Here is a 20,471-nt window from a genome sequence, read left to right on the forward strand (position 1 = left end):
GACCTTCCTGCTTATGCCTGTCGGATATACGTCACAGCGTTCCGTGCAAGTATTGGGCTTTGGCAATTATGGCTACCTTACCCCGCTGCACCGCCTCATCCGCTTCCTGTTCGTCAGGCCAGCATTTTGCCTCGGGCTTCCTTCAGATTCGCAGTCGCCCGCGACACCCTTGCCTCTGGCTAACACTTCCCCTTGCCGGGTGTGTAGAGGACTTTCACCTCCAAGTCACCAGCGAGGCCACCACAGCCAAGCTGGTTGCGCTTGCGCGCAACGCGCCATGCCTGGCGCACCATAAAAAAAGCCCGCCATATGGCGGGCGGGCTTTAAATCAAACATCTCAGAGCAGGAAAATCGTTGCCAGCCCCAGGAAGATAAAGAAGCCGCCACTGTCGGTCATGGCGGTAATCATCACACTGGCGCCCATGGCCGGATCCCGTCCGAGTCGCGCCAGCGTCATCGGGATCAAGACCCCCATCAAAGCTGCAAGCAACAGATTGAGGGTCATGGCAGCGGTCATCACGACACCGAGCGACCAGCTCCCATACAACAGGTAGGCGACCACACCGATCACCCCACCCCAAATCACGCCATTGATCAGGGCTACCGCCAGCTCCTTGCGCATCAGCCGCGAAGTATTGCCGGTGCTCACCTGATCCAGCGCCATGGCCCGGACGATCATGGTGATGGTCTGGTTGCCGGAGTTACCGCCGATACCCGCAACGATCGGCATCAATGCCGCCAGTGCCACCAGCTTCTCGATGGAGCCTTCGAACAGGCCAATCACCCGGGAAGCAACGAATGCAGTGATCAGGTTCACCGCCAGCCAGGCCCAGCGGTTACGCAGGGACTTCCAGACCGACGCAAAAATATCCTCTTCTTCCCGCAGACCCGCCATGTTGAGAACTTCGCTTTCGCTCTCTTCACGAATCAGGTCGACCATTTCATCGATGGTCAAACGGCCGATCAGCTTGCCGTTCTTGTCGACGACGGGCGCCGAGATCAAGTCGTAACGCTCAAACGCCTGGGCAGCATCGTAGGCCTCTTCATCCGGATGGAAACTCACCGGATCGCTGGCCATGACTTCGGAAACCTGCTTGTCCGGATCATTGACCAGCAGGCGCTTGATCGGCAGCACCCCCTTGAGCACACCGTCGTAGTCAACCACGAACAGTTTGTCGGTATGGCCTGGCAGCTCCTTGAGGCGTCGCAGATAGCGCAGAACCACTTCGAGGCTGACATCCTCACGGATGGTAACCATCTCGAAGTCCATCAGTGCGCCGACCTGGTCCTCGTCATAGGACAACGCCGAGCGCACTCGCTCGCGCTGCTGAGCATCGAGGGTTTCCATCAGCTCGTGGACGACATCCCGCGGCAGCTCGGAAGCCAGGTCAGCCAGTTCGTCGGCATCCATGTCCTTGGCCGCGGCCAGGAGCTCGTGATCGTCCATGTCGGCGATCAGGGTTTCACGAACCGAATCGGATACTTCGAGCAGGATGTCGCCGTCGCGATCAGCCTTGACCAATTGCCAAAGCGTCAGGCGGTCATCCAGCGGCAAGGCTTCGAGAATATAGGCGACGTCGGCGGAGTGCAGGTCATCGAGCTTGCGTTGCAGCTCGACCAGATTTTGCCGGTGAACCAGGTTTTCGACGCGATCCTGATTCGGACCTTCCTGGCGATGAGTCAGGTCTTCAACCACTCGCTGACGCTGCAACAGCTCAACGACTTGAGCCAAGCGGTCCTGCAAGCTTTCCTGCGTTTTCTTTACTTCAACTTCAGACATAGGCGAACTCCACTCCCAGCAGCGGGGCGCGCCGGAAGGATCAATCAGTCAATTCATGATTGGAAAAACGGGGTATTGAGTAACTACTGGGTAAGTCCATGGAAGTAATCCAAAAGCCCCGGCGGGGCTGACGGGCGCAATGATACACCGACTGACGGCTTAAAACGTTAAAAAATCATGGCTGAAACAAGCGCTTGCGAAACAATCTTGAGCGCGCGCCTGACACTACAAAGTGCGACGACCCATCTGGAAAAGAAAACACAATGGCGATGGAAAATGCGGGCGCCTACCTTGATCGGTAGCCGTCATGGAGGAAGAGCATCGAGTTCGACGAGAGAGGATGCAGGAAGGGAAAAGCCAAATCCCAGACGGCAAAAAGCCCGCTTAAAAAGCGGGCTTTTTGTTGTATGGTGCACTCGACAGGATTCGAACCTGTGACCGCTCGGTTCGTAGCCGAGTACTCTATCCAGCTGAGCTACGAGTGCATTTTGTGTTTTTATACCAGATCACAACTGGTTGGAGCCAAGTCATTCACATCACTGCAAACAACTCTTAAATGGTGCACTCGACAGGATTCGAACCTGTGACCGCTCGGTTCGTAGCCGAGTACTCTATCCAGCTGAGCTACGAGTGCATTTGTTGCCGCGCATTATAGGCCGTCTAATCTCTATGTCAAGCACTTTTTCTAGTAATTTCAACAACTTACCGAAGAAGCCAGATTACAACGTACTACGCAAATAATGGCGGAGAACGGGGGATTCGAACCCCCGACACCCTTTTGAGGTGTACTCCCTTAGCAGGGGAGCGCCTTCGGCCACTCGGCCAGCTCTCCGCAACACGGGGCGTATCTTAACCAACCTTTTCCCCGTTTGCAAACATAAAAAACGATAAAAATTAATGGCTTGGTTCTTCGTCCTTCTCTTTCTTTATACGCAGGTAAATTTCCTCACGGTGGACCGCAACCTCTTTCGGGGCGTTGACACCGATACGCACTTGATTTCCTTTGACGCCGAGCACGGTCACGGTGATTTCGCCATCACCAATAATCAGGCTTTCTGCGCACCGACGAGTCAGAATCAGCATACCTTTCTCCTCACGCATTACATTTTCAGGGACAACAGTCTGCAAAAAAAAGGCACTCGACCTACAACCAAAATGGTCGTTGGCCTACATGCCTGAGTATTGACCAGCGCGAGCAAAAGAACAGCCTTGGGGTCGCGCCTTGCAAAAAAACAAAGGGCGCGGTCAGACCGCGCCCTTTGGCAAACGCATCACTCGCCCTGGCGGACCGGTGCGTCCAGTTCGAAAGCCGTGTGCAAGGCGCGCACAGCCAGTTCCAGGTATTTCTCTTCGATCACGACGGAGACCTTGATTTCCGACGTGGAGATCATCTGGATGTTGATGGTTTCCTTGGCCAGTGCTTCGAACATGCGGCTGGCGACGCCCGCGTGGGAGCGCATGCCTACGCCGACGATCGACACCTTGGCGATCTTGGTGTCGCCGATGACTTCACGGGCACCCAGCTCACTGGCGGTCTTTTCCAGCACGGTCTGCGCCGCCTGGTAGTCGTTGCGGTGCACGGTGAAGGTGAAGTCGGTGGTGTTATCGTGCGCAACGTTCTGCACGATCATGTCGACTTCGATGTTCGCGGCGCTGATAGGGCCGAGAATCTTGAAGGCAACGCCCGGGATGTCTGGCACGCCACGGATGGTCAGCTTGGCTTCATCGCGGTTGAAAGCGATACCGGAAATGATCGGCTGTTCCATGGTTTCCTCTTCATCAATAGTAATGAGGGTGCCCGGACCCTCCTTGAAGCTGTGCAGTACGCGCAGCGGGACGTTGTACTTGCCGGCGAACTCCACCGCACGGATCTGCAGCACCTTGGAACCGAGGCTGGCCATTTCCAGCATCTCTTCGAAGGTGATCTTGTCCAGGCGCTGGGCCACGGACACGACGCGCGGGTCAGTGGTGTAGACGCCATCGACGTCGGTGTAGATCTGGCACTCGTCAGCCTTCAAGGCTGCCGCCAGGGCCACGCCGGTGGTGTCGGAACCGCCACGACCGAGGGTGGTGATATTGCCGTGCTCGTCGACGCCCTGGAAACCGGCGACAACCACCACGCGACCGGCCTTCAGGTCGCCGCGAATCTTCTGGTCGTCGATCTGCAGGATACGCGCTTTATTGTGCGCGCTATCCGTCAGGATCCGTACCTGGTTGCCGGTGTAGGACACTGCAGGCACACCGCGCTTCATCAGCGCCATGGCCAACAGGGCAATCGTCACCTGCTCACCGGTGGAAACGATCACGTCCAGCTCGCGAGGAACCGGTTGATCGCCGCCACTGATTTGCTTGGCCAGATCGATCAGACGGTTGGTTTCGCCGCTCATTGCAGACAGCACAACCACCAGGTCATCGCCGGCATCGCGGAATTTCTTAACCTTGTCGGCAACCTGCTCGATTCTCTCGACGGTGCCGACCGAGGTGCCTCCAAATTTCTGTACGATCAAAGCCATTTCAAAGCCGCCTCTGCCCATGAAGGGCGCCCAAATAATCACTCAAACAGCGTTGCGACCCGCCACTAGACTGCGGGCCGCAGGCACTGCCTTATAAACCCTGCTCTACAAACGGAACGGTCAGCGCCAGTGCCGCGTCCAGGGCGCCAGCGTCGGTACCGCCGCCTTGCGCCATGTCTGGACGACCACCGCCCTTCCCGCCCACTGCCGCAGCGGCTTGTTTCATCAAATCACCGGCTTTGAGTTGGCCAGTCAGGTCTTTGGTTACGCCTGCAACCAGAACGACCTTCTCCTCATGGACACTGCCGAGCAGGATCACTGCGCGGCCGAGTTTGTTTTTCAGTTGATCGACCAGCGCCAGCAGCGCCTTGCCATCCTGACCGTCCAGACGCACGGCCAGCACTTTCACGCCCTTGACGTCCTGGGCTTGCGCCGACAGGTCATCACCCGCCGCACTGGCGGCCTTGGCTTGCAACTGCTCGAGTTGCTTCTCCAGCAGACGGTTGCGCTCCAGCACAGCCGACAGCTTGTCGATCAGGTTGTCGCGGCTGCCCTTGACCAGGCTGGCCGCTTCCTTGAGTTGCTCTTCCGCCGCGTTCAAGTAGGCCAGTGCCGCAGCACCAGTGACCGCCTCGATACGACGCACACCCGAAGCCACACCGCCTTCGCTAATGATTTTCAGCAGGCCGATGTCGCCGGTGCGATTGGCATGGATACCGCCGCACAGTTCGACGGAGAAGTCGCCCATGCTCAGCACGCGCACGTTGTCGCCGTATTTTTCGCCGAACAGCGCCATGGCGCCTTTCTGCTTGGCGGTTTCGATGTCGGTTTCTTCGGTTTCAACTTCGGAGTTCTTGCGAATTTCGGCGTTGACGATGTCTTCCAGCGCTTTGAGCTGTTCAGGCTTGATGGCTTCGAAGTGGCTGAAGTCGAAGCGCAGGCGCTGACTGTCGACCAGCGAGCCTTTCTGCTGAACGTGATCGCCCAGCACCTGACGCAATGCGGCGTGCAGCAAGTGAGTCGCGGAGTGGTTCAGCGAAGTGGCGTGGCGCACGTCGGCATCCACCTGCGCTTGAACTGGCGAGCCAACGATCAGGCTGCCCGAGTCCAGCACACCGTGGTGCAGGAACGCACCGCCGGTCTTGGTGGTGTCGCGCACGTCGAAACGCGCAGCGCCCGCCTGGAGGAAGCCGCAATCACCAATCTGACCACCGGATTCGGCATAGAACGGCGTCTGATCGAGAACGATCACACCCTCCTGGCCTTCGCTCAGTACGTCGACCGACTGCCCGTCTTTATAGATGGCAACGATCTTGGCCGAACCGCTGTGGGCGGTGTAACCGGTGAATTCGGTATCGACATCAACCTTGACCAGGCTGTTGTAGTCCATGCCGAAGGAACTGGCCGAACGTGCACGTACGCGCTGGGCTTCCATCTCGCGCTCGAAACCGGCTTCGTCGATCGTCAGGCTGCGCTCGCGAGCGATGTCGCCGGTCAGGTCCATCGGGAAACCGTAGGTGTCGTAGAGCTTGAACACGACATCGCCCGGAACCACGTCGCCCTTGAGCTCGGCCAGATCCTGCTCGAGGATTTTCAGGCCCTGCTCCAGGGTCTTGGCGAATTGCTCTTCTTCGGCCTTGAGCACGCGCTCGATGTGCGCCTGCTGGGATTTCAGCTCAGGGAAGGCTTCGCCCATCTCGGCGACCAGGGCCGCGACGATCTGATAGAAGAAGCTGCCCTTGGCGCCCAGCTTGTTGCCGTGACGGCAAGCGCGACGAATGATGCGGCGCAGCACATAGCCACGTCCTTCGTTGGATGGCAGCACGCCATCGGCAATCAGGAAACCGCAGGAACGAATGTGGTCAGCCACGACTTTCAGGGAAGCCTGGTTGTCGTTGGTGCAACCGATGGCCTTGGCCGATGCGCTCAGCAGGCTTTGGAACAGGTCGATTTCATAGTTCGAGTGAACGTGCTGCAGCACGGCACTGATCCGCTCCAGGCCCATGCCGGTGTCCACCGACGGCGCTGGCAGCGGGTGCAACACGCCATCGGCGGTGCGGTTGAACTGCATGAACACGTTGTTCCAGATTTCGATGTAGCGGTCGCCGTCTTCTTCCGGCGAACCCGGTGGACCACCCCAGATGTCGGCGCCGTGATCGTAGAAAATCTCGGTGCAAGGACCGCACGGGCCGGTATCGCCCATGGTCCAGAAGTTGTCGGACGCGTACGGCGCGCCTTTGTTGTCGCCGATGCGCACCATGCGCTCGGCCGGGACCCCGATTTCCTTGGTCCAGATGTCGTACGCTTCGTCATCGCTGGCGTAGACGGTGACCCAGAGCTTTTCCTTCGGCAGGTTCAGCCACTTGTCGGAGGTCAGGAAGTTCCAGGCGTAGGTGATGGCGTCACGCTTGAAGTAGTCACCGAAGCTGAAGTTACCCAGCATTTCGAAGAAGGTGTGGTGACGGGCGGTATAACCGACGTTTTCCAGGTCGTTGTGCTTGCCGCCGGCGCGCACGCATTTCTGGCTGGAAACGGCACGGGTGTACGCGCGCTTTTCCTGGCCCAGGAAGCAGTCCTTGAACTGGTTCATCCCCGCGTTGGTGAACAGCAGGGTTGGGTCGTTGCCCGGAATCAAAGAGCTGGAGGCTACACGGGTGTGGCCTTGCTCTTCGAAGAAGCGAAGGAAGGCTTCACGGATTTCTGCGCTTTTCATTAGGTTCTTCCACGGAGGCTGCGGCCAAAGGCCTGTTCGAAACGTCAACAGACGAAGCGACGGCAAAGGGCCGCATTATATCGGCCCTGCGCGCGGGGTACAGCGTGTTTATACGATAGAAACGGTCAATTGGAGCGCTAACGCTATCACTTACTGGAAAAGTCGACGAATGTCGCGACGACCTGCTCGATTTGCCCGCGGCTGACGTCCATGTGCGTGACCAATCGCAAGCGCGCGGCAGCACTGAGCACGATCCCGCGCTCGGCGGCGAACGCCTTGAGTGCCTCGGCCTTGTCGCCGATTGCAACGTAAACCATATTGGTCTGCACCGGCTCGACCTCGAATCCTGCTGCGCTCAGGCCTTCGGCGAGCAACTGGGCGTTGGCGTGGTCGTCGGCCAGGCGCTGAACGTTATGCTCCAGCGCGTACAGGCCTGCCGCCGCCAGAATCCCGGCCTGGCGCATGCCGCCGCCGACCATCTTGCGCAGGCGCCGGGCCTTGCCAATCAATTCGACCGAGCCACACAGCACCGAACCCACCGGGGCGCCCAGGCCTTTGGACAGGCACACCGAGACTGAATCGAAGTGCCGGGTGATTTCCCGGGCATCGACACCCAGCTTCACCGCTGCGTTGTACAGCCGCGCGCCGTCCAGGTGCAGTTGCAACCCGTGCTCACGGGTAAAGCTGCGGGCCCGGGCCAGGTATTCCAGGGGCAGGACCTTGCCCTGCATAGTGTTTTCCAACGCCAGCAAACGGGTGCGGGCGAAATGGAAATCGTCCGGCTTGATCGCCGCGGCAATCTGGGAAAGGTCCAGCGAGCCATCGGCCTGCACTTCCAGCGGCTGCGGCTGGATCGAGCCGAGTACCGCCGCCCCTCCACCTTCGTACTTATAGGTGTGCGCCTGCTGACCGACGATGTATTCGTCACCGCGCTCGCAATGGGCCATCAAGCCCAGCAGGTTGCTCATGGTGCCCGTCGGGACAAACAGGGCGGCAGCAAACCCCAGGCGGTCTGCCAGTTCGGCTTCCAGGCGGTTGACCGTCGGATCTTCGCCATACACATCGTCACCGGTGGCGGCAGTGGCCATCGCCTCGAGCATGCCGGTGGAGGGTTGGGTGACGGTGTCGCTGCGAAGATCAATCACACTCATGACTCGGGCCTCATAAACAGGAAATCGCGTTCAGGTAGGGATTACTGCGGTCAAGTCGATGAATAATCAACCCTGATGCAACGGAAAACTCGATAACAATCATCCGAAAGCACCGATGCGCGCGTAGGAAATATGTGATAAAAACGCTGCGCTGCCAAACAATCTGGCAGCAAAACGTTCTCAGGGCGGGGTGCAACTCCCCACCGGCGGTAATTGCGTGCAACACGCATAGCCCGCGAGCGCTTGGTGTCAGACACGGCCTTTGCCGTGAGTGGCGACAAGGTCAGCAGACCCGGTGTGATTCCGGGGCCGACGGTCATAGTCCGGATGAAGAGAGAACGGGATTGGCGCAGCCTGGCTCAATACCTAAGCGCCGTCCGTGGGCATTCGTGCCTGCGTACCCTAAAATCCCATTCGATTCATAAGCCCTGTTTTTCACACAAACAGGAATCAGAACATGCAACCCACCGCAATCGACAGCAAAAGCAAACACCATCACGGCGAGCGCGTAGCGTTCATCCAGGCCTGCTGGCACAAGGACATTGTCGACCAGAGCCGTAAAGGCTTCGTCGCCGAAATGATTGCCCAGGGTTATCAGGAATCCGACATCGATTTCTTCGAAGTCGGCGGCGCCTTTGAAATGCCCCTGCACGCCAAGTTGCTGGCCAAGACCGGCCGTTATGCCGGCATCGTCGCCGCAGCCATGGTGGTGGACGGCGGGATCTACCGTCACGAGTTCGTCGCCCAGTCAGTGGTCAGTGGCCTGATGCAGGTGCAACTGGAAACCGAAGTGCCGGTGTTCTCGGTGTCCCTGACCCCGCATCACTTCCATGCGGGTGAAGAACTGCATCATAAGTTCTTCTTCGATCACTTCGTGCACAAAGGTCAGGAAGCGGCGAAGACGTGTGCGGATACGCTGAGCAAGATTCGCGCCCTGCGTCGCACCGAGCCGCGCGCGGTAGCCGTCTAAACACCAAAGAGGTTTGGGTGGGGTCTTGGACTTCACCCACATTTGTCATGTGTTGTGATTAGGCCAGGTTATCGTCGGTGGTCGGCACGATCCGGATGCCGGCGCGCAGGCCGTGTTTCACCTTGGGGTTCGGGAAGATGATCCGGGCGCCCTCCTCCTCGATGATCCAGCGGGTGTTGGCGATGTCTTCCGCCAGCAGGTAACCCACTTCCAGCTCGGAAAAGTTCTCGATGTCCACGGGCAGGTTCAGGCGGAAGCTGTCACTGTGCTTGATGATTTCCCGTGCCACGCTGAACAGCTGCAAACCGTCCAGTGCCTCTTCAGCCATCTCGGGCTCGGTGCCTTCGATGATCTGCTTGAGGCGGGTTTCCAGCCGGGAGACATTCACCCCGTCGTTCTGCCCGAACGGCCGCGCCTTGCCCAGTTCAAGGGTGAAGGCCTCGGCACCGAGCTTGTCGTAGGTGTAGGAACTGAAGACGATGGACGGCTTGTTCTGCAACAGGACCGCCTCCATGCCGGCGGCGCGCAGACGGGCCAGCTCCTGGCGCGAATGCTGGCGATCTTCTTTCCAGGGGTACAAGGCGAACTGTTCGATTTTCGAACCACGAATCGCCGTGTGCAGGTCGTAGTGCAGTCGCTGGCGATCCGGCAGGCTGAAGAAACTCGCCGCCAGGCGTTCCAGCTCACAGGCACGCAGGGCTTCGGAGCCACTGCTTTGCTCGTGACGGCCGTTGAACAGCCGATTGACGTCCTGCTCGACGAAACGCTCACCCTTGCGAATCGCTTCGGGGTTGCCGAACAGGAACAGAATTCGGGCACGCGGCTTCAAGTCGCCGCGGGCGATGTCATGCAACAGGCGATCGAGCAGTTCGATCGGCGCTGTTTCGTTGCCGTGGATACCGGCCGATAACAGCAGGTCCAGGCCGTTGTCGCGTACTTCAGGTGGCCGCACTTCCAGCGCACCTTCGCTCAACCAGCGCATGCGCACGCCTTCGACAGTCAGTTGAGTCTTCTCCGCCGGTTCGCGGCCGGCGAGGGTCAGTTCAAGCAGTTTGCCGAGGGCGAGCATAGAGCGGTTTCCTTAATGGTCGTGATTGCAATCCGGGCCGTGAACGTGGTCCTCGTCGTCGCCCAGGTCAGCCGGTTCCATCTCCAGTTGCAGACTTACCAGATTAGTCGCCAATGGGCGCAACAGCAGGTTGGCGTATTCGGCGTCGCCTTCTTCGACGTCCACGCCGATCAGCAACTGGCCACGGCCGTCCTGCTGGATCCACAGCTCTTTGCCTTGCCACATGACCGCGACGCGGGTGCAGGAGGTTTCCAGTTGCGTGCCGTCGGTGTCTTCAAGGATCAGCTGCAGGGTATCGCTCATGTTTTTACGCTCTCGTTTGAGACTTTCAATTGATCTGAAATGGATAAACCGCGCCCAGTTTAAGGATTTGCGTCAGTTCATCCAGTGCCGTCCGGCACTCAAGCAGCAATTGCGGGTCCGCCAGATCGTTTTCGGTCATGCGGTCGCGGTAATGCTTCTCGACCCATTCGGTCAGAGTGCCGTACAACGGTGCCGTCATGATAACCCCTGGGTTGACCGCCGCCAGTTCGGTTTCGTTGAGCGCGACACGCAACCTCAGGCAAGCCGGGCCACCGCCGTTCTGCATGCTCTGCTTGAGATCGAAGACTTTCACTTCGCGGATCAGACCGCCGGAGCTGGTCAAACCCTGCAGGTATTGCCATACACGCTCGTTGCCACGGCATTCTTCCGGCACGATCAACAGCATGGAGCCGTCAGGACGCGACAGCAGTTGGCTATTGAACAGGTAGGAACGAACCGCGTCTTCGACGCTTACTGCGGAACGCGGAACGCACACTGACTGAAATTTCCCACCGACCCTGGCGAGTTTGCTTTGCAGTTCGGCGAGCATCTTGTCGGTCTCGAGGAAAGCATCCTCGTGATAGAACAGCACTTCGCCATTACCCACGGCAATCACATCATTGTGGAACACGCCCTGGTCGATCACCGACGGGTTCTGCTGGGCGTAGACCACGCCGTCATCGCTCAGGCCGTGCAGGCGAGCGACCGCCTGGGACGCTTCGAGGGTCTGGCGTGCCGGGTACTTCTGCGGTGCCGGGTAACGGGTGTCGAAGGCACTGCGACCAAACACGAAGAACTCGACGCCGGCTTCGCCGTACGCACGGCAGAAACGGGTGTGGTTGGCCGCGCCTTCGTCACCGAACTGCGCCACGGCCGGCAACGCGGCGTGGTGGGCGAAGTGCTTCTGGTCGGCGAACATCGCGCCCAGCACGCGGCTGGTGGTCGGATGCTCGATGCTGCGGTGGTATTTGCAGTTCAGGTTGGCGGCGGTGAAGTGCACGCGGCCATCCGCGGTGTCGGCGCTCGGGCTGACGGTGGCGGCGTTGGCCACCCACATGCTCGATGCCGAGCAACTGGCCACCAGCAATGGCATCGCTTCTTTGGCGGCACGTTCGATCACTTGCGCGTCGGTGCCGCTGAAACCCAGGCGGCGCAAGGCGGCCACGTCCGGGCGTTCCTGCGGGGCCAGGACGCCTTGCTGAAAGCCCATGTCCATCAGCGCTTTCATCTTTGCCAGGCCTTGCAGCGCCGCTTCCTTCGGATTCGAAGACTGCTGGCTGTTGCTCTGGGACGCGACGTTGCCGTAGGACAGGCCGCCGTAGTTATGGGTCGGCCCCACTAGACCGTCAAAATTGACTTCATAGGATTTCATCAGCGAGGCTCCACGAGAATCTGTTGTTTTAGGCTTCTGGTAACTATTCTTTTAGACCGAGTCGCGGCCTTCGCGAGCAAGCCCGCTCCCACATTGGAATGCATTTCCCTTTGTGGGAGCGGGCTTGCTCGCGAATGGGCATCACGCCATTTTCACGCCAGGCGTCAGGGCCGCTGGCAAAGTCAGGCTCGGCGTTTCCAGCGAGGCCACCGGGTACGCGCAGTAATCCGCCGCGTAATAGGCGCTGGCGCGATGGTTGCCCGAGGCGCCGACGCCGCCGAAGGGCGCGCTGCTCGCGGCACCGGTCAGTTGTTTGTTCCAGTTGACGATGCCGGCGCGGCTTTCCAGCCAGAACTGCTGGTAACGCGCCTCGGAATCCGACAACAGGCCAGCGGCCAGACCGTATTCAGTGTCGTTGGCTTCAGCGATCGCCGCTTCAAAATCAACGTAGCGGATCACTTGCAACAGCGGGCCGAACAGCTCTTCGTCCGGGCGATCGGCGACCGCCGTGACATCGAGGATGCCTGGGGTCAGCAAGGCGGCCTGGGCCTGGGGCTGGGTCATTTCCAGCAATGCCACGGCGCCGTTGGCCAGCAGATGTTCCTGGGCATCCATCAAGGCTTTCGCCGCGCCGAGGGAAATCACCGAGCCCATGAACGGCGCCGGCTGCTGATCGAACGCACCGACTTCAATCGACGCACTGACCGCCACCAGGCGCGCCAGCAATGTGTCGCCCCAGGCGCCTTGCGGCACCAGCAAGCGGCGGGCACAGGTGCAGCGCTGGCCGGCAGAGATGAACGCCGACTGGATGATGGTGTAGACAGCAGCATCGAGATCGGCGACCTGATCCACCACCAGCGGGTTGTTACCGCCCATCTCCAGCGCGAGGATCTTGTCCGGACGACCGGCAAATTGCTGGTGCAGGTGATTGCCCGTGCGGCTGGAACCAGTGAAGAACAGGCCGTCGATGCCCGGGTTCGCCGCCAGGGCGATACCGGTTTCGCGCGCGCCCTGCAGCAGGTTCAGCACGCCCGCCGGCAATCCGGCTTCGATCCAGCACTTCACTGTCAGCTCGGCGACTTTCGGCGTCAGTTCACTCGGCTTGAACAGCACGCTGTTACCGGCCAGCAGCGCCGGCACGATATGCCCGTTGGGCAAGTGGCCCGGGAAGTTGTAAGGGCCGAACACTGCCACCACGCCGTGGGGCTTGTGGCGCAGCACCGCGGTGGCGTCGCCCAGCGGGCCGCTCTTCTCGCCAGTGCGCTCGCGGTAGCTCTGCACCGAGATGGCAATCTTGTTGACCATGCTGGTGACTTCGGTGGCCGACTCCCACAGGGGCTTGCCGGTTTCCTCGCCGATGGCGTGGGCCAGTTCGTCTGCATGACTTTTCAGGGATGTGGCAAAGGCTTCCAGCACCGCAATGCGCTCTTCCAGGGTGCGCCGGGCCCAGGTCGGGAACGCCTGGCGTGCAGCCTGCACGGCCGACTCGACCTGATCGACGGTGGCACCGGTGCCGGACCACAACACTTGCTGGGTCACCGGGTTCAGCGACTCAAAGGTTTCGCCCCCACCTGCCAACCATTCACCTGCAATGTATAGCGACTTCATTATTTCGACTCCCGAGCAGCGGACAACGCCACGGCGCGCACTTGATCGCCAGCGTTGAGTTGAAGACGTTTGGCGGTCAGCGGATCGACCACCAGCGTGCCGGCGGCGAGACGTGCCGGAGCAGCGGTGATGCGGCAGTCTTCGCGCTTGCGGTTGTGAATGATGAACGGCGTGGCGTCGTCACCCGGCGTGCCAACGGCCAGCACCAGTGCCTGGCTGTCGCGCACGGCGCGGATCTTGCCGGTTTCGCACTCGATGGCCGGGCCGGCGTCGAAGATGTCGACGTAGCCTTGATAGCTGAAGCCTTCGCTCTTGAGCATCGACAACGCAGGCTCGGTGTCCGGGTGCACCTGGCCGATCACGTTGCGCGCATCCGGCGACAGGAAGCAGGTGTACAGCGGGAACTTCGGCATCAATTCGGCGATGAACGCCTTGTTGCCCACGCCGGTCAGGTAGTCAGCCTGGCTGAATTCCATCTTGAAGAAGTGCCGGCCCAGGCTTTCCCAGAATGGCGAGCGCCCGGCTTCGTCGGAAACACCGCGCATCTCGGCGATGATCTTGTTGCCGAACAGTTGTGGGAATTCGGCGATGAACAGCATCCGCGCCTTGGACAACATGCGGCCGTTGAGGCCACTGCGGTAATCGGCGTGCAGGAACAGCGAGCACAGCTCGGAATTGCCGGTCAGGTCGTTGGCCAGGAACAGGGTCGGGATTTCGCGATAGATGTTCAGCTCTTGCGAAGCGCTGACCGTCAGGCCGACCCGGAAGTTGTACCACGGCTCACGCAGGCCGACGGCGCCAGCGATGGCGGAAATGCCCACCACTCGGCCATTGTCGTCTTCGAGCACGAACAGGTAGTCCGCATCGCCCCGCCCGGCTTCGCCGCGAAAGGTCTTCTCGGCCCAGCCGACCCGGTGGGCCAGACGCTCTTCGTTGGCCGGCAAGGTGGTCAGGCCGGTGCCGGTGCTGCGGGCCAGGTCGATCAGAGCGGGTAAATCGCTGCTGCGTACGGGACGAACGATCATGCTATCTCCTCAATCGGGCCGCTTGCGCCACCCGCGAAACTCGCTACTTTCCAAGCATTCTTTGAAGCAGGTGTTAAACCGCCACCAGGCGCACGCTGGCACCTTCACCGACGCCAAGGGCTTCGGCCGTTTCCAGGTCCAGGGTCACCGGCTTGCCCGGCGCGTAGTCAAGCTCGAGCATGACCGCGCGGTAATCCTGCAACTGGGCGTTGGCCACCAGATACTGGCGACCGACGCCTTTGACCGGCTCGCCGATCTTCACCGGCACCACGCGGCTCTGGGCGATCGAGCGGATCCCCGAGACACGGGCATGCAGGGTCGGGCCGCCGTCGAAGATGTCGATGTAGTGATCGGTTTCGAAGCCTTCGCGCATCAGGATGTCGAAGGTGATCTGCGCCCGCGGGTGCACCTGGCCCATGGCTTCCTGGGCGGAATCCGGCAGCAGCGGCACGTAGATCGGGTAGTGCGGCATCAGTTCGGCGAGGAAGGTCCGGCTCTTCAGGCCACACAGACGCTCGGCTTCGGCGTAGTTGAGGTCGAAGAAGTTGCGACCGATGGCATCCCAGAACGGCGAGTCGCCATTTTCATCGCTGTAACCGACGATCTCGGTCACCACCGAATCGGCGAAACGCTCCGGGTGGCTGGCTACGAACAGCAGGCGGCCACGGGAATTGAGCTCGGCCCAGGGCGAACCCACCAGCTCGCGCTGCACGTAGAAACTGGTCAGCAAACTGTTGCCGGTCAGGTCGTGGCACTGGGAGAGCACGTGGATCTTGTTATGAATCTTCAGCTCGCGGGAGGCGTGCACGAAGGTTTCATTACGGAAACTGTAGAACGGCTCGGAATAACCCGCCGAAGCGACGATGGCCGAACAGCCCACCAACTTGCCGGTGGCCGTGTCTTCGAGCACGAAGAAATAGCTCTCTTCACCGTTGAAGCTGACTTCGGCGGCGAACGAGGCTTCGCTCGCGGCGATCTTGTCGCTCAGGCGTTCAACGTCATCCGGCAAGGAAGTGACACCAATCGGGCTGTCCGCAGCCAGACGCTGTACCTCGCCCAGATCAGCCATTTGCGCGGGGCGCATCACCAGCATGGTGTCACTCCTTTTTAAAAACTCTTTTGAGGAAAATAAGCCGGCCCCTTACTGAAAAAACTCAGTCCAGTGTGGGAGCGGGCTTGCTCGCGAATGCGGTGGGTCAATCAGCCAAAAGTGTCGACTGATGCACCGCTTTCGCGAGCAAGCCCGCTCCCACATTTGATCCGGGCCGGCACAAAAATTGGGTTCGACGCCTGACAGGTCAGGCGTCGAAGGGTCTATCAGGCTTGCGTCAGTTTTGCCGCAGCGCGTTCGAAACGGTCCAGGCCTTCATCGATGTCCGCGTCTTCCACCACCAGGCTCGGGGCGAAACGCACCACGTCCGGGCCAGCTTGCAGCACCATCAGGCCTTCACGCTCGGCGGCGTTGAAGATGTCCTTGGCTTTGCCTTTCCAGGCCTCGCTCAGGACGCAACCGATCAACAGGCCCATGCCACGCACCTGGGTGAACAGGCCGTATTTCTCGCCGATCTGCTCGAGCCGCGCCTTGAACTTGTCGTGCTTGGCGTTGACGCCGGCCAGCACTTCAGGGGTGTTGATCACGTCGATCACCGCTTCGGCGACCGCGCATGCCAGCGGGTTGCCGCCGTAGGTAGTGCCGTGGGTACCGACGACCAGATGTTTGGCCAGGTCTTCGGTGGTCAGCATGGCCGCGATCGGGAAACCGCCGCCCAGGCTCTTGGCGCTGGTCAGGATGTCCGGGGTCACGCCGTAATGCTGGTAGGCGAACAGATGGCCGGTACGGCCCATGCCGGTTTGCACTTCGTCGAAGATCAGCAGCGCGTTGTGCGCGGTGCAGAGCTCGCGGGCACCTTGCAGGTATTCCAGTTCGGCCGGAATCACACCGCTCTCACCCTGGATCGGCTCCAGGACCACAGCGCAGGTCTTGTCGGAAATGGCGGCTTTCAGCGCGGCCAGATCGTTGTACGGCACGTGGGTGATACCGGTGATCTTCGGACCGAAGCCGTCGGAGTACTTCGACTGGCCACCAACGTTGACGGTGAACAGGGTACGACCGTGGAAGCTGTTAAGCGCGGCGATGATTTCGTACTTCTCGCTGCCGAAGCGGTCGAAACCGACACGACGGGCCAGCTTGAAGGCCGCTTCGTTGGCTTCGGCGCCGGAGTTGCAGAAGAAGGCACGCTCGGCAAAGGTGGCATCGACCAGCTTGTGGGCCAGGCGCAGGGCCGGCTCATTGGTGAACACGTTGGACACGTGCCACAGCTTGTTGGCCTGCTCGGTCAAGGCACCGACCAGCGCCGGATGTGCGTGACCCAATACGTTGACGGCAATACCGCCGGCGAAATCGATCAGCTCGCGACCGGACTGGTCCCAGACGCGGGAACCGGCGCCACGCACGGGAATAAAAGCGGCAGGCGCGTAGTTGGGAACCATAACCTGATCGAAATCGGCGCGTTGTACCGCAGCGTGCTCAACGGACATCGGAGTCTCCTGAAGAGAAAACACCCGCCTGAAACTGGCGAGCGATGGGGGGATTGTAAGGACAGTTTTCAGCCCGGCCTTGCCGCCAAGCGACAACTTCTTATAGCGCAAACCCCGGTTTTCCACGGGTTTACGGCAATGCGACATATAGGGTCGCAAAGGCGCAGTTTAAACTGTCGCGAGCGCTTGTAGGAGCTGGCTTGCCAGCGAAGGCGGTGCAGAGCCATGCACTGCCCTTGAGGACGCCTTCGCCGGCAAGCCGGCTCCTACAGGGGGATGGCGCAGGATGAACGGGCGCTGGGGTTAACCGCGCTCGGAAGGTACCGACGACAATTCGAACGGGCTGCTGCTGCGCCGCTGGTTGCGATCTTCGCGCGGCGTGGCGCCGAAGAAATTGCGGTAGGCGCTGGAGAAATGCGGCCCCGAGGAGAAGCCACAGGACAGGCCGATCTGGATGATCGACTTGCTGGTTTGCATCAACATCTGCCGGGCCTTGTTCAGGCGCAGTTCCAGGTAGTACTGGCTCGGTACGCGGTTGAGGTATTGCTTGAAAATCCGCTCCAGCTGCCGGCGGGACACGCACACATGCTGGGCGATTTCGTCGGTGGTCAGCGGCTCTTCGATGTTGGCTTCCATCAGCAACACCGCCTGGGTGAGCTTGGGATGGCTGGAGCCGAGGCGGTTCTGCAGCGGAATGCGCTGGCGCTCACCGCCCTCACGAATACGCTCGACCACCAGCTCTTCCGACACCGCACCGGCCAGTTCGGCGCCGTGATCGCGGGCCAGTACCGCCAGCAGCAGGTCGAGCACCGACATGCCGCCACACGCAGTCAGGCGATCGCGATCCCAATCGAACAGATGGCTGGTGGCGATGACTTTCGGAAAGCGCTCGGCGAAATCATCCTGCCAGCGCCAGTGCACCGCCGCGCGGTAACCGTCGAGCAAGCCCAGTTGCGCCAACGGATAAACACCGGCCGACAGCCCGCCGATCACGCAACCGGCACGCACCAGCTGCTTGAGCGCACTGCTCAACGCCGGCGCGAGACTGGTCGGCGGCTCGTCAGCGAGCAGGAACAGTTTCTGGAAGTTTTCCAGCTTGCCGGTCCAGGCTTCACCGGGCAATTGCCAGGCGCTTTCGCTCGGTGGTTCGGCCTGCAGGAAGGACAGTTCGTAGACCACGTCCGGGTGCACACGCTGGGCAACTCGCAAGGCCTCCTCAGCCAGCGCCAGCGTCAGTGCTTTAGTGCTGGGCCAAATCAGGAAACCAATTCGATGGGCAGTCATGGTGGGCAATCCGAAGCGAAAAACAGTGATGAAGGCATGGGCCAATGCTAGCCCGTAAATGAACGCAAATCTCAAAACCTACACAGATCCCTGTAGGAGCTGGCTTGCCAGCGAAGGCGGTCCTGAGCCATGCATTGCCCTTGAGGACGCCTTCGCCGGCAAGCCGGCTCCTACAGGGGATCGGAGCCAGCCTTCAGGTTGCGAAGCATGCACTATCCCGGTGCACAACGGCAGCCTTGATTATTTCAAGCTGCCCGACAGGAATTGTTGCAAGCGCTCGGACTGTGGATTGACCAGCACCTCACGCGGGTTGCCGCTCTCTTCGACCACACCTTTGTGCAGGAACACCAGCTGGTTCGACACTTCACGGGCGAAGCCCATTTCGTGGGTCACCACGACCATGGTCCGGCCTTCCTGGGCCAGGGCCTGCATGACTTTCAGCACGTCGCCAACCAGCTCCGGGTCGAGTGCCGAGGTCGGTTCGTCGAATAGCATCACCTCAGGCTCCATCGCCAGAGCACGGGCAATCGCCACGCGCTGCTGCTCGCCGCCGGACATGTGGCCCGGGTAGGCATCCTTGCGATGTGCCACGCCAACCTTGTTCAGGTAGTGCTCGGCTTTCTCGCGCGCCTCGGCCTTGGACACGCCCAGTACATGCACCGGCGCTTCCATGATGTTTTCCAGCGCGGTCATGTGCGACCACAGGTTGAAATGCTGGAACACCATCGACAGGCGCGAACGCATGCGTTGCAGCTGTTTCGGGTCGGCGGCTTTCATCGCGCCGTCCTTGTTCGCCACCAGCTTCAGCTCTTCGTTGTTGAGCAGGATCCTGCCCGCGTGCGGCTGCTCCAGCAGGTTGATGCAGCGCAGGAAGGTACTTTTGCCGGAGCCACTGGAGCCGATGATGCTGATCACATCGCCAGCCGCCGCTTTCAGGGACACGCCCTTGAGCACTTCGTGACTGCCATAGCGTTTATGCAGGTCTTGGACTTCAAGCTTGTACATGCGGTCGGTTCTCACAAAAACAGTCAGTCAGTCGTTGAGCAAGCGCCCGTGACGCAGCGCTTCGCGCCCCGCCACCTTGGCCAGCCAGAAACCGGGTTGGGCGTAACGCAGCCGTTCAATGGCAAACAGCACCCCGGACGTACCAGCACACACCGTGCTGACCCGATCCGCCAGCGGATCGATCACTTCGAAAATCTCGTCACCCGCCTCAACCCATTCACCGGGCTGGCGCAGGAAACTCACCACACCAGGGTGCGGCGCGAACAGTAATTCGGTGCCTTCGAACGGCAGGCCTTCGCACGCTTCCTGGGCAGGTTGCGGCCAGTCACCGCTGATCAACCCCTGCTCGGCGAGGAACGCCAGAATGCCTTCGGCGTAAGCCTCGGTCTCAGCGCGGCCGGTGTCGGCCTGACCGCCCAGTTCCAGGGTAGTCGCCAGGCACGCCAAGGGAATTTGCGCATCCGGGAACAGACGCGACAAGCGCAACCACGGCAGCGAACAGGCTTCGTCGAAGGAGCTGCCGCCGGAATCTTCCGCCAGCAAGCCAACCCGGACATTCAGGTGCGCGGCCAGCGAACGCCACTGCGGCCAGTGCTGCGGCAAGGCGTACATGTGCAGCGCCGCTTCGGCATCGCAATGCAGGTCCAGCACCACATCGGCAGTGCAGGCATGGCTGAGCAGGATGCGCTGCATGCCCTGCAACTGGCTGCTGGCCGCTGGCAGTGCGGCCAGATGATCGCTCATTGCCTGACGGATCAACTGGATATTGGCGTGCGGATCATCGCCCAGATGGCCATCGAGTTGTGCAGCCACTGGCGCGCTCAGCTCGACGAAATCACGGTTGAAGTTCTTGCCGCTGCCGGCCTCGAAACGCCCTTGATGATTGCCTTGGAGCAACTGACCGAGGCCCAGTGGATTGGCCACCGGCACCAGTTCGATCACGCCGTTGAGCAAGCCCTGGGCTTCGAGTTCAGCCAGGCGCTTTTTCAGCGCCCAGGCGGTGCGCATGCCCGGCAGTTCATCGGCGTGCAAGCTGGCCTGGATGTAGGCCTTGCGCTCGCCCTGGCCAAAACGGAACACCGAAATCTGGCGTTCGCTGCCCAGATGGCTCCACGGCAAAGCATGATCAATGCGTTCCAT

16 protein-coding genes, 3 tRNA genes and 1 riboswitch are annotated in these 20,471 nt (G+C 60.6%); of the genes, 1 reads left to right on the plus strand and 18 read right to left on the minus strand.

Annotated features, from left to right (window positions below; genetic code table 11):
* Positions 1-337 precede the first annotated feature (337 nt).
* The 8 genes from mgtE to ltaE form a co-directional block, all read right to left on the minus strand.
* Positions 338-1,780 (minus strand): magnesium transporter, encoded by a 1,443-nt coding sequence (mgtE, locus tag DKB71_RS26810; RefSeq protein WP_274077900.1) that lies wholly within the window; start codon positions 1,778-1,780, stop codon positions 338-340.
* 408 nt (positions 1,781-2,188) lie between these two features.
* Positions 2,189-2,265: transfer RNA gene (locus tag DKB71_RS26815), tRNA-Arg, on the minus strand.
* Between the two features lie 72 nt (positions 2,266-2,337).
* Positions 2,338-2,414, minus strand: a tRNA-Arg gene (locus tag DKB71_RS26820).
* Positions 2,415-2,521: 107 nt separating this feature from the next.
* Positions 2,522-2,612, minus strand: a tRNA-Ser gene (locus DKB71_RS26825).
* 62 nt (positions 2,613-2,674) lie between these two features.
* On the minus strand, positions 2,675-2,863 hold the full coding sequence (gene csrA / locus DKB71_RS26830; protein WP_002554426.1) for a carbon storage regulator CsrA: 189 nt from the start codon (positions 2,861-2,863) through the stop codon (positions 2,675-2,677).
* A 188-nt stretch (positions 2,864-3,051) separates the two neighbouring features.
* A complete protein-coding gene (locus DKB71_RS26835; RefSeq protein WP_274077899.1) occupies positions 3,052-4,293 on the minus strand; it encodes an aspartate kinase in 1,242 nt (413 codons plus the stop codon).
* 91 nt (positions 4,294-4,384) lie between these two features.
* Positions 4,385-7,006 carry an alanine--tRNA ligase gene (alaS, locus tag DKB71_RS26840; protein WP_408598551.1) on the minus strand — a complete coding sequence of 874 codons (2,622 nt, stop codon included), beginning with the start codon at positions 7,004-7,006 and terminating at the stop codon, positions 4,385-4,387.
* 146 nt (positions 7,007-7,152) lie between these two features.
* Positions 7,153-8,157, minus strand: coding sequence for a low-specificity L-threonine aldolase (ltaE, locus tag DKB71_RS26845; protein ID WP_408598553.1), 1,005 nt, complete (start codon positions 8,155-8,157; stop codon positions 7,153-7,155).
* A gap of 172 nt (positions 8,158-8,329) precedes the next feature.
* A riboswitch (FMN riboswitch) is annotated at positions 8,330-8,501 on the plus strand.
* 113 nt (positions 8,502-8,614) lie between these two features.
* On the opposite strand from ltaE, the gene DKB71_RS26850 reads away from it, so the two are divergent.
* Positions 8,615-9,127, plus strand: coding sequence for a 6,7-dimethyl-8-ribityllumazine synthase (locus DKB71_RS26850; RefSeq protein ID WP_408598555.1), 513 nt, complete (start codon positions 8,615-8,617; stop codon positions 9,125-9,127).
* Positions 9,128-9,185: 58 nt separating this feature from the next.
* Here DKB71_RS26850 and astE read toward each other — a convergent pair whose 3' ends face one another.
* The 10 genes from astE to DKB71_RS26900 form a co-directional block, all read right to left on the minus strand.
* Entirely contained in the window at positions 9,186-10,196 is a 1,011-nt protein-coding gene (gene astE / locus DKB71_RS26855; protein WP_408598557.1) for a succinylglutamate desuccinylase, read from the minus strand.
* A 12-nt stretch (positions 10,197-10,208) separates the two neighbouring features.
* On the minus strand, positions 10,209-10,499 hold the full coding sequence (locus DKB71_RS26860) for a hypothetical protein (protein WP_018926388.1): 291 nt from the start codon (positions 10,497-10,499) through the stop codon (positions 10,209-10,211).
* A gap of 25 nt (positions 10,500-10,524) precedes the next feature.
* Positions 10,525-11,871, minus strand: a complete 1,347-nt coding sequence (gene astB, locus DKB71_RS26865) for an N-succinylarginine dihydrolase (protein WP_323629112.1) — start codon at positions 11,869-11,871, stop codon at positions 10,525-10,527.
* Between the two features lie 141 nt (positions 11,872-12,012).
* Positions 12,013-13,482: a succinylglutamate-semialdehyde dehydrogenase gene (astD, locus tag DKB71_RS26870; protein WP_408601161.1), complete on the minus strand. Its 1,470-nt coding sequence runs from the start codon at positions 13,480-13,482 to the stop codon at positions 12,013-12,015.
* A complete protein-coding gene (gene astA, locus DKB71_RS26875; RefSeq protein ID WP_274077893.1) occupies positions 13,479-14,504 on the minus strand; it encodes an arginine N-succinyltransferase in 1,026 nt (341 codons plus the stop codon). Before astA ends, astD begins: the two co-directional genes overlap by 4 nt.
* Positions 14,505-14,577: 73 nt before the next feature.
* The gene (gene aruF, locus DKB71_RS26880) at positions 14,578-15,597 is read right to left on the minus strand and encodes an arginine/ornithine succinyltransferase subunit alpha (RefSeq protein ID WP_046819614.1); all 1,020 of its coding nucleotides are present in this window, start codon (positions 15,595-15,597) and stop codon (positions 14,578-14,580) included.
* A gap of 224 nt (positions 15,598-15,821) precedes the next feature.
* Positions 15,822-17,042, minus strand: coding sequence for an aspartate aminotransferase family protein (locus tag DKB71_RS26885; RefSeq protein ID WP_274077892.1), 1,221 nt, complete (start codon positions 17,040-17,042; stop codon positions 15,822-15,824).
* 303 nt (positions 17,043-17,345) lie between these two features.
* Complete coding sequence (gene argR, locus DKB71_RS26890) at positions 17,346-18,326, minus strand: transcriptional regulator ArgR (protein ID WP_323629177.1); 981 nt, start codon at positions 18,324-18,326, stop codon at positions 17,346-17,348.
* A 240-nt stretch (positions 18,327-18,566) separates the two neighbouring features.
* Positions 18,567-19,331, minus strand: a complete 765-nt coding sequence (locus DKB71_RS26895; protein WP_034151461.1) for an ABC transporter ATP-binding protein — start codon at positions 19,329-19,331, stop codon at positions 18,567-18,569.
* A 27-nt stretch (positions 19,332-19,358) separates the two neighbouring features.
* Entirely contained in the window at positions 19,359-20,471 is a 1,113-nt protein-coding gene (locus DKB71_RS26900; protein WP_408598562.1) for a M14 family metallopeptidase, read from the minus strand.

It is taken from the genome of Pseudomonas sp. PLMAX, from assembly GCF_046042685.1.
Classification (GTDB): Bacteria; Pseudomonadota; Gammaproteobacteria; order Pseudomonadales; family Pseudomonadaceae; genus Aquipseudomonas; species Aquipseudomonas putida_AE.

What these genes read in the sequence shown, in the direction of transcription:
- csrA (WP_002554426.1), bottom strand. Translation starts at nt 2,863, where the DNA reads ATGCTGATTCTGACTCGTCGGTGCGCAGAAAGCCTGATTATTGGTGAT.
- DKB71_RS26900 (WP_408598562.1), bottom strand. Translation starts at nt 20,471, where the DNA reads ATGGAACGCATTGATCATGCTTTGCCGTGGAGCCATCTGGGCAGCGAA.
- astA (WP_274077893.1), bottom strand. Translation starts at nt 14,504, where the DNA reads ATGATCGTTCGTCCCGTACGCAGCAGCGATTTACCCGCTCTGATCGAC.
- ltaE (WP_408598553.1), bottom strand. Translation starts at nt 8,157, where the DNA reads ATGAGTGTGATTGATCTTCGCAGCGACACCGTCACCCAACCCTCCACC.
- astB (WP_323629112.1), bottom strand. Translation starts at nt 11,871, where the DNA reads ATGAAATCCTATGAAGTCAATTTTGACGGTCTAGTGGGGCCGACCCAT.
- DKB71_RS26895 (WP_034151461.1), bottom strand. Translation starts at nt 19,331, where the DNA reads ATGTACAAGCTTGAAGTCCAAGACCTGCATAAACGCTATGGCAGTCAC.
- DKB71_RS26850 (WP_408598555.1), top strand. Translation starts at nt 8,615, where the DNA reads ATGCAACCCACCGCAATCGACAGCAAAAGCAAACACCATCACGGCGAG.
- mgtE (WP_274077900.1), bottom strand. Translation starts at nt 1,780, where the DNA reads ATGTCTGAAGTTGAAGTAAAGAAAACGCAGGAAAGCTTGCAGGACCGC.
- astE (WP_408598557.1), bottom strand. Translation starts at nt 10,196, where the DNA reads ATGCTCGCCCTCGGCAAACTGCTTGAACTGACCCTCGCCGGCCGCGAA.
- DKB71_RS26860 (WP_018926388.1), bottom strand. Translation starts at nt 10,499, where the DNA reads ATGAGCGATACCCTGCAGCTGATCCTTGAAGACACCGACGGCACGCAA.
- DKB71_RS26885 (WP_274077892.1), bottom strand. Translation starts at nt 17,042, where the DNA reads ATGTCCGTTGAGCACGCTGCGGTACAACGCGCCGATTTCGATCAGGTT.
- alaS (WP_408598551.1), bottom strand. Translation starts at nt 7,006, where the DNA reads ATGAAAAGCGCAGAAATCCGTGAAGCCTTCCTTCGCTTCTTCGAAGAG.
- argR (WP_323629177.1), bottom strand. Translation starts at nt 18,326, where the DNA reads ATGACTGCCCATCGAATTGGTTTCCTGATTTGGCCCAGCACTAAAGCA.
- aruF (WP_046819614.1), bottom strand. Translation starts at nt 15,597, where the DNA reads ATGCTGGTGATGCGCCCCGCGCAAATGGCTGATCTGGGCGAGGTACAG.
- DKB71_RS26835 (WP_274077899.1), bottom strand. Translation starts at nt 4,293, where the DNA reads ATGGCTTTGATCGTACAGAAATTTGGAGGCACCTCGGTCGGCACCGTC.